Annotated in this window: 1 protein-coding gene; it reads left to right on the forward strand. The window is 65.2% G+C overall.

Annotated elements, in window-relative coordinates; genetic code table 11:
- Positions 1-4,286, forward strand: a 4,286-nt coding sequence (locus tag CKY51_RS22135) for a non-ribosomal peptide synthetase (protein WP_152250054.1), incomplete at both ends; no start/stop codon positions are given.

Raw genomic sequence — 4,286 nt, forward strand, 5'->3', positions numbered from 1 at the left:
GTCGTCCAGGGGGAGGTGTCGCTGTCCTATGGCGTGTTGAACGCACGCGCCAACCGACTGGCGCATCACTTGCGTGCGTTGGGTGTGGGCCCGGACGACCGTGTGGCGATCTGCCTGGAACGCAGCGTCGAGATGGTCGTGGCGGTGTTGGCCGTACTGAAGGCTGGCGGTGCCTATGTGCCGCTGGATCCGGCTTATCCGTCGGAGCGGCTGCGCTACATGCTGGCCGATGCCGGCGCGGTGGTCGTGTTGACGGAGGCCGCCAGCCGCCATCTGGTCGAGGACAGGGCCGCGTCGGCCGTGATCATCGATCTACAGGCCGACAGCCAACGCTGGGAGCATTTGCCGCAGCATAATCCCGATCGTCACGCGATTGGTCTGGCCGCGCACCATCTGGCATATGTCATCTATACATCCGGATCGACCGGCGCGCCCAAGGGCGTGATGACCGAGCATCGGAATGTCTCTGGTCTGTTTGCGGCGACGGAGGAGTTTTTCAATTTCTCCCCGGACGACGTGTGGACATTATTTCACTCCTATGCGTTCGATTTTTCGGTTTGGGAGATCTTCGGTGCATTGCTCTATGGCGGACGCCTTCTCGTTGTGCCATTGCAAACCGCACGTTCGCCAGATGCGTTCTATGAACTTGTCTGCCGAGAAAGCGTGACCGTTCTGAACCAGACGCCGAGTGCTTTTAAGTCATTCATTGCGGCGCAGTTTTCCAGTCGATTGGACCATCGTCTACGCGTCGTCATCTTCGGTGGCGAAGCATTGGATGTCGCGACATTGAGGCCATGGTTCCAGCATGAGCGAAACCTGGCGACGCATCTGGTCAATATGTACGGGATTACAGAGACCACAGTGCACGTGACATCGCGATCGCTCGCGGCAGCGGATGTGGACTGGCGTGGCGGTAGTCCGATCGGATGTCCACTCGCGAACACACGGGTCTATATCCTCGATGGGCAGCGTGCGCCGGTGCCGATCGGTGTGGTGGGCGAGCTGTATATCGGCGGCGGCGGGGTGAGCCGTGGCTATCTGAACCGCGCGGAGCTGACGGCACAACGTTTTCTCGTGGACCCGTTCTCTGACACAGACGACGCACGGATGTATCGCAGCGGCGATCTGGGGCGCTGGCGTGCCGACGGCACGATCGAATTCATGGGCCGTAACGATCACCAGGTCAAGATCCGCGGCTTCCGCATCGAGCTGGGCGAGATCGAGGCGCGCTTGAGCGCGCATGACGCCGTACGCGCGTGCGTGGTAGTGGCGCTGGACGATGCGGCCAGCATCGGCAAGCGCCTGGTCGCCTATTGGATCGGCGCCGAGGGCGGCGCATCCGATGGTGTGGATGCGGAGGCCTTGCGCCACTGGCTCTCGGCCACCCTGCCGGACTACATGGTGCCAGCGGCTTACGTACAGTTGGAGGCGCTGCCGTTGACCTTGAACGGCAAGCTGGATCGCCGCGCCCTGCCCGCCCCCGACGCCAATGCACTCGCCGTAGCGGCCTATGACCCACCACAAGGCGAGCTGGAAATCCAACTGGCGGCGCTATGGCGTGACCTACTCGGCGTCGAACAGGTCGGCCGCCACGACAGCTTCTTCGCGCTGGGCGGCCACTCGTTGTTGGGGGTGCGCCTGATCTCGCGCATTCGCAGCGAGCTAGGTCTGGAGCTGCCGTTGGCCGCGCTGTTTGCCAAGCCGCAGCTGGCCGAGCTGGCCCACGCCTTGGACGGCGCCGCGGCCAGCACTTTGCCCGCCATTGTGCCGCTGCCGCGTACTGCGCCGCTGCCGCTGTCCTTCGCCCAGCAACGCCTGTGGTTTGTCGAACAGCTCGATCCACGTGCCGCACGGGCCTACCTGATCACCGGTGGCGTGGACTTGTTCGGCGCACTGGACCTGCACGCACTGCAGCGGGCGCTGGATCGCATCATCGCGCGCCACGAAGCCTTGCGTACCTGCTTTGTCGCCAACGACGAGGGCGCCACCCAGGTCATCGCATCCCCCGAGGTTGGCTTCGCGCTGGAATGCATCGACCTACGCAACACAGCGGATGCGCACACCCACGCGCAGCATGACACCGAGCTGGAAACACAAACGGCGTTCGACCTCACTCGTGGACCGCTGATCCGAGGGCGTCTGCTACGCCTGGCCGACGAAGAACATCGTCTGCTGGTGACCATGCACCACATCGTGTCCGATGGCTGGTCCATGGGCTTGCTGGTCAGCGAGCTGAGCTCGCTCTACGCCGCCTTCGCCCAGGGCCAGCCCGATCCGCTGCCGCCGCTGCCCATCCAGTACGCCGACTACACCGTGTGGCAGCGTCGCTGGCTGCAAGGCCCGGTGCTGCAACGCCAGCTCGACTTCTGGCGCGACCACCTGCACGGTGCCCCGGCATTGCTGGAACTGCCGACCGATCGCCCGCGTCCACCGCTGCAGGATTACAGCGGCGACAGCGTCGAATTCGCACTCGATGCCGAGCTGACCTCCGCGCTGGCGGCGCTCAGTCAGCGTCACGGTACCACCGTGTTCATGACCGTGCTGGCGGCCTGGAGCGTGCTGCTGGCGCGACTGTCGGGCCAGGATCAGGTCGTCATCGGCGCACCGGTGGCCAACCGCACCAGCCGCGAGCTGGAATCGCTGATCGGCTTTTTCATCAACGCCCAGGCGCTGCGTATCGACCTTCGCGGCAATCCTTCGGTGGCAGAGTTGTTGGCCCAGGTGCGCACCACCGCACTTGCTGCACAGGATCACCAGGATGTGCCATTCGAGCAGGTGATCGAGGCGCTCAATCCCGAACGCAGTCGAGCCGCGCAACCGGTGTTCCAGGTCGTATTGAACTGGCAGAACAACGCCGCAGCCGAGCTGACCCTGCCCGGCATCCGCCTGCAGCCCATCCAGACCGGCACGCGCGAGGCCAAGTTCGATCTGGAACTGTTCATGGGCCAGGTCGACGACCGCATCCTCGGCCGTCTGGCCTACGCCACCGCCTTGTTCGACCGCGGCACCATCGAACGTCAGCTGGCCCAGTTCGTCCAGGTGCTGACAGCGCTGGCGGCCGACGACAGGGCCGCGGTCCATCGCTTGCCGCTGCTGCCGGTGGATCAACGCGCCCAGTTGCAGCGGTTCACGGCCGCCGACGCCGCGCCCATCCCGGCGCACTGCATCCATCACCTGTTCGAAGAACAGGTGCGGCGTACGCCGCAAGCCGTGGCCCTGCGCGCAGACACCGTGCAACTGAGCTACCGGCAACTGGACGCACGCGCCAACCGGCTGGCCCATCGTCTGCGCACGCTGGGCGTGGGTCCGGAAAGCCGGGTGGCCCTGTACCTGCCGCGTGGCATCGAGCAGGTCGTGGCCCTGCTCGCCACGCTCAAGGCCGGCGCGGCGTATCTGCCGCTCGATCCGACGCTACCCAGCGAACGCCTGGCCTTCCTGCTGGAAGACAGCCGACCGCGTGCGGTACTGACTTGCACCGCATTGCAAGATTTGCTGCCGGCCAGCCGCGCCATGCTGCGCGTCAGCGTGCTGACCCTCGACACCGAAGTGGACACCCATAACGATGATCCCGGCGCACCGACGGTCCCCGGCCTGTGTCCGGACAACCTCGCCTACGTCATCTACACCTCCGGCTCCACCGGCCAGCCCAAGGGCACCTTGCTCACCCATGCAGGCGCCACGCATTACCTGCAATGGGCCATAGACACCTATCGCCCCTTCCCCAGCGCGGTGGTGTCTTCCTCGCTCGCCTTCGATGCCACGCTGACCAGCCTGCTGGCGCCGCTGCTATGCGGCGCCAACGTCGAACTGTTGCCAGACCACGACACGCTGGATGCGTTGCGCCAGCGTCTGTGCGATGCCACCCCGCTGGGTCTGGTCAAACTGACGCCAGCACATCTCGAAGTGTTGGGCCAGCAACTTGCGGACCATCCGGAACCCATCAGCCCGAAGGTGATGGTGATCGGTGGCGAAGCCCTGTCGGCCGCGACCTTGGCGCGTTGGCAAGCGCTCGCACCGAACACCCGCTTGATCAACGAATACGGCCCCACCGAAACCGTGGTCGGCTGCGTCGTGTACGACGCCACCAGCGACGGTGCACTCGCACCGAACGGTCGCGTACCGATCGGCCGGCCGATCGACCATCTGCGCATCCATGTGCTCGACCAACACGGTCAACTGACCCCGATCGGCGTCACCGGCCACCTGCATATCGCCGGCCCGCAACTCGCACGCGGCTACCTCGGCCGCCCCGACCTGACTGCCGAACGCTTCGTCCCCGATCCGTT

The organism is Xanthomonas maliensis (assembly GCF_009192945.1).
GTDB lineage: Bacteria > Pseudomonadota > Gammaproteobacteria > Xanthomonadales > Xanthomonadaceae > Xanthomonas > Xanthomonas maliensis.